The organism is Bacteroidota bacterium (assembly GCA_039111535.1).
GTDB lineage: Bacteria > Bacteroidota > Rhodothermia > Rhodothermales > JAHQVL01 > JBCCIM01.
This window is the reverse complement of record JBCCIM010000317.1, coordinates 1-4,352: the sequence shown is the minus strand read 5'-3', so window position 1 is coordinate 4,352 and position 4,352 is coordinate 1. Positions and strand designations below refer to the sequence as shown.

Genomic DNA, 4,352 nt, shown 5'->3' with positions numbered 1-4,352 from the left:
GGAAGTTCGGTGTAAAATCAAATTTTCAGGGATTGTAGAGCTTTCGATCCTGAGTCGAATGGCGGTGGTCCCACGTTGATCCGACTTACCGTTCTCGAGTTATTTACGTTTGAACGTTATTCATGACCCATTATTCATGGGGTTGTGACGTCAGTGAGACTTAGAAAGACACAAAATGCACACAATCCTTATGGGAATAAAACTTTGCCGGCCTGTAGCAGCCTTGTGGCCGATCGGAAGCAGCTTCTCCGCTGCAATGAAGAGTTATGTCGTTGATGCTTACTCCACACTTGCAATTATCCACTGACCCCCTCGAAACTCAAGACCAATTTTCTTGGCATTTTCGTAGGCCTTGTCACCTCCTCCGTGGCACCCTATTTCAATTTCAGCAGTCGCTTTGCCCATTGGAGCTTGGACAGTGAGGCTCTTAAACTCCAAACGTTCTGGATAGATTTCTACGCAACCGATCGTACCACCGAGAATGGTTCTAACTCTAAACAGTTTTCGAGAGTTTTCATCATCACTCGTGTGAGAAGCAGAGTATACAAATTCCGCTATTGCCTCCCTAATTGAATCCTCATTGGATCTCACATCCTGAGCACGCAAACTCTGACAAGCCAGAAACAACCCAACGGTAATAATGAATATTCTCATAAAGGCGTAACCCGGTTCGACATGACGTCGCGGCAAGCGGCGGGTTGCGCGCGGCTTAACCCGCCCGGTGGAGGCGCGAGCCGGCGCGTACTTGACCGCCTTGTCAAGTTCAATGGCTAAGGTGAGCAAGCCAGCAATGAGCTCGGACTAGACCCATTCTGCCTAAACTCAATGTACTGCAATCCCGTCCAAGGGTAATACCTTGTGCCGAGAGGAGTATGAAAGTAGGTGTAGTAGTATTCCCTGGAAGTCGGAACAACAGTATCTGGTATGGGGTCGGGGTCACTGTTTAGCGTAATAACACCTCCCGTGTTGGTTACACCAAACATTCTACCAAACGGATCAACATTGCATCTAGGATGCACTGCCTTCACACATCGCTGTACATTCGAGCGCCATTCTCTCAAGTAGGCTTGAATCGTTGGATCATCCCATGGGCCTGCGGGCATAACATTTCTCCTGCGAATTGCCACATTTTTACTTAACGTCAAGTTCAGTCGCAATTTATGCGGTGTTTGTAAATTGGTAAAGTTGAGCGACAGCGAGACCACAATACAAACACCGCATAAATTATAAGCTGGAACTATTCGTTAGGTTGCTTGTGTTCCAAAATAACATATGTATCAATATGGGCAAGCCAATTTCTTATTTCCGTTACTCTGACCTCTGGAGTTAAGTCTTCCTCACCGGCCCCAAGTTGCTTTGCGGCATTCTTGTCTGTATCTGCGATATCAAGCAAATTTGCTGCTGTGGAATTTTGCCAGAGCGTCCCTGGTGCCCGCATCAGATCAGCAACCCAAGCTGCAGTAAACTCCGGGTGATATTGCACCCCCCAAAAACTCACCCCACCTCGCTCATAGGCAAAGGCCTGAATTGGGGAGTGAGCGTTCCCCGCTAAATGCAACGCTTTGTTGGGTAGCTCCTGAACTTCATCACGGTGAGCGCAGGGCACAGCGTAACCATCTGTCCTGCCATGCAGCAGAGAGTGCCCCTTACCCAGACTTGTACGATCAATTTCAAGAGCCAACCCCACCTCCATGCCGTTTGGAGAAACGCCGATTTTGCCACCAAGAATTACTGCACCCAACTGCATGCCGTTACATGATGCAAGAGTAGGAATACCGCGCTCAAAGACTTTAGTGACTGCCTCTCGCAGCGGCCTAGCCTGCGGATCATCCACTGACCATGGGACTCCAGAGCCTGTTAAGACAACCCAGTCTATATCGTCTAAATTCTCATCCGTGATTTTGCATTCGTATGGAGCTTTGATATTGCACTGAATATCTGGTGCTTGCGATTTTAGTGCAAGCTCATACATCTGAGCAGGAGAAACGCCATTACGTGCTCTAGCTTCATCAACAAGATTCGCTGTGTTCCCTTCAAGAATAAGAATTGATGTCATATCCAGCACTCCTTAACTATGCCGTTAAGCCGATAACTGCTTTTAAACCTAACGTCGTAAATCAGGATTTGGCGCAGCTACGCGACAATATCTTGCATTTGTCTTGTTGGGCAGTCAGTCTTTCCATTTGACGGGGCCGGAGCAAATCTTCTCAACACCGGCCTTTGCTTTATCCACGTCGCGATAGTATCCGCCTCCAGCGTTGAACGTGTGGCCTCCGCCAGGGCTCTCAAACCAAACGGATACGCAAGGCATGATCTTGTCTTCCGCTTCGGGGTCGTCCTCGGGATCATCGAATGCGGGCCACACGTCTTCCTTCTGAATGACAATCTCGCACGGTACGGTGCCGTCATACATCCAGATGCCTCTAGCCACGATTCGTTGTGGATCAGGGCCCATCATTTCATGCCCAACGCACAAAGCAGCGGCGCGCGCCAGCGCGCCCAGCCCAAGGGGCGATGCTGCCTTTGTTTGTTAAGGGTTCAGCCGGCTTCAGGGCCCTTGCCATCCGGATCTTCATTGTCATTCCCTTTTAATCTACGGAGAGCTTTCTCTTCAATCGCTCTAATCTTTTCCCTCGTAACTTCGAACTGCTCTCTAACAACTTCTAGCGTGTTTTGGGCACTTGGGTCTATGCCTAGCCTGCTTCGCAGCACCTCCGCTTCACGAGCACTCAGGTTAGTCAGAAAGTCCTCTTTCTTCTTGCCAAGATCACTATTTTCTGACGCTTCTTGCTTTCCGACCCCTTTATCCTTCTCGTCACTCATATGACACCCTTAACGCTTCAAGAAGCGGCGGCGCCATCGCCGTCCGATTTACTTGACTTGTTAGGCGGCATCTTAAAAAATACGAAACTAGCCATAAAAACCAATGCTCCGATAAATGGGCCGATCAAAAACCATGCGTAGTAGCTACCGGGTACATTGTAGTTTTCGTAGTAGTTCGCTGCGTTCAAGACGACTCCCGAAACACTCAATACGCACAAACCTGCCACTATATATCTGTGGTTGTGGATCGCCTGGAATCTAAAGCTAGCAAGTACAGCCACCAAAAACCCTGATCCTCCAGCTACAGTAGCGCCCCACTCAAAGTTACCATTGAATAGTTGCCCAAATAAAAAGCCAGCGAGTGCAAGAAATAGCACATAGAAACGGCACACTACAAAAATATTTGACAACCTTATTCCGCCTAACGCCGGGGATGAGCGGCAAACCGTAGAGTGGCGCTGACCTTGCTCTTCCCGCTTGAAAGAACAGTGACACTAAGGACTGCCCGCTCCATCCCATTGTTAGGTGGCACCGCGCTGGCCTCACAGGAAGTGGGTCTGACCAACTGTGCACTCCCTCGACACATCGTTTGGCTCCACTCCGTCTGTGCCTCCTGAATACCTAGCCCCCCCCAGTTGGACGCCAATCTTGCTCTGATGCATCACGGATGCTAGCGAAGATTGGCAAGAAGAAACCGTGCTCACCATCCGCTATACGTTTCGATATCGCATCGTAGGGGAATGCCCGGTAGTCTTTCTCGATTCCCTGTATAGCTAACGCAGTTCCGTCTTCATCAGTAATTTTTACCCACCGCATTCCGAACTGCTCCACACACCTTTGCCCGAAAGCAGCGCCAAGTATTTCAACCACGATCTCATCGGTGTACCCCTTCCTTTCAATAGAAGCGACCCACGCCGCATATGCGACATTCAATTCCCGAATACTCCATCGCTCACTCTCGGTTGTGCCAAACTGAATCATGAACTGCGAAATTAGAGCAGCATTTTCCAGAATCGATCTCGCGGCCGCCTCAGATAGAGGTTCCACCTGTTCGGGGATTGGCTCCACAGTAGCCACGAGGCGATCCCCATCCATCCGGCGCTCCAGTACGCGCTTGTTTTCCAGAAAGTCATCCAGTCGCCGCAGGGCTGATCTATGCGTCGGACTACCAAAACGTCTTAACGCCACCAGAATGCTTGAGACAACGCCCATAGTGCCGCCTAACGCAAAACATATGGGGCGGCTGGCGAAGCCAGGCGTCCCAGCCCGCAGGGCGACATGATGTACTTGTTAGGCATCTACTTGTGACCCTTCCGGCAACTCAACACCTACCTGCCCATACACTAGCCTTTTGAAGCCACCTTTCCGATCATATTGCTCATCTGCCTCCCAAAGGTTGATTCCTTGATTTGGAAAAAAGCATGTTTCGCCAGGCAGCACTGTTGGTACGGAGGCTTCATTTCTTGCTACTACCAAGAATAATTCTTTAGCATTCATATCAAACACGTCTAGATCAAGGTATGTGCATT

General features: G+C 49.7%; 7 protein-coding genes. All 7 read right to left on the bottom strand.

Annotated elements, in window-relative coordinates:
• Positions 1-279 precede the first annotated feature (279 nt).
• Positions 280-783 (bottom strand): hypothetical protein, encoded by a 504-nt coding sequence (locus AAF564_26225; protein MEM8489071.1) that lies wholly within the window; start codon positions 781-783, stop codon positions 280-282.
• Between the two features lie 454 nt (positions 784-1,237).
• On the bottom strand, positions 1,238-2,056 hold the full coding sequence (locus AAF564_26220) for a type 1 glutamine amidotransferase (protein ID MEM8489070.1): 819 nt from the start codon (positions 2,054-2,056) through the stop codon (positions 1,238-1,240).
• Positions 2,057-2,170: 114 nt separating this feature from the next.
• Complete coding sequence (locus AAF564_26215; GenBank protein MEM8489069.1) at positions 2,171-2,413, bottom strand: hypothetical protein; 243 nt, start codon at positions 2,411-2,413, stop codon at positions 2,171-2,173.
• Between the two features lie 125 nt (positions 2,414-2,538).
• Positions 2,539-2,823: a sigma factor-like helix-turn-helix DNA-binding protein gene (locus AAF564_26210; GenBank protein MEM8489068.1), complete on the bottom strand. Its 285-nt coding sequence runs from the start codon at positions 2,821-2,823 to the stop codon at positions 2,539-2,541.
• A gap of 17 nt (positions 2,824-2,840) precedes the next feature.
• Complete coding sequence (locus AAF564_26205) at positions 2,841-3,233, bottom strand: hypothetical protein (protein ID MEM8489067.1); 393 nt, start codon at positions 3,231-3,233, stop codon at positions 2,841-2,843.
• A gap of 211 nt (positions 3,234-3,444) precedes the next feature.
• On the bottom strand, positions 3,445-4,011 hold the full coding sequence (locus tag AAF564_26200) for a DUF3806 domain-containing protein (GenBank protein MEM8489066.1): 567 nt from the start codon (positions 4,009-4,011) through the stop codon (positions 3,445-3,447).
• Between the two features lie 102 nt (positions 4,012-4,113).
• Positions 4,114-4,352 (bottom strand): hypothetical protein (locus AAF564_26195; GenBank protein MEM8489065.1); only part of this gene is annotated, 239 nt, incomplete at its 5' end.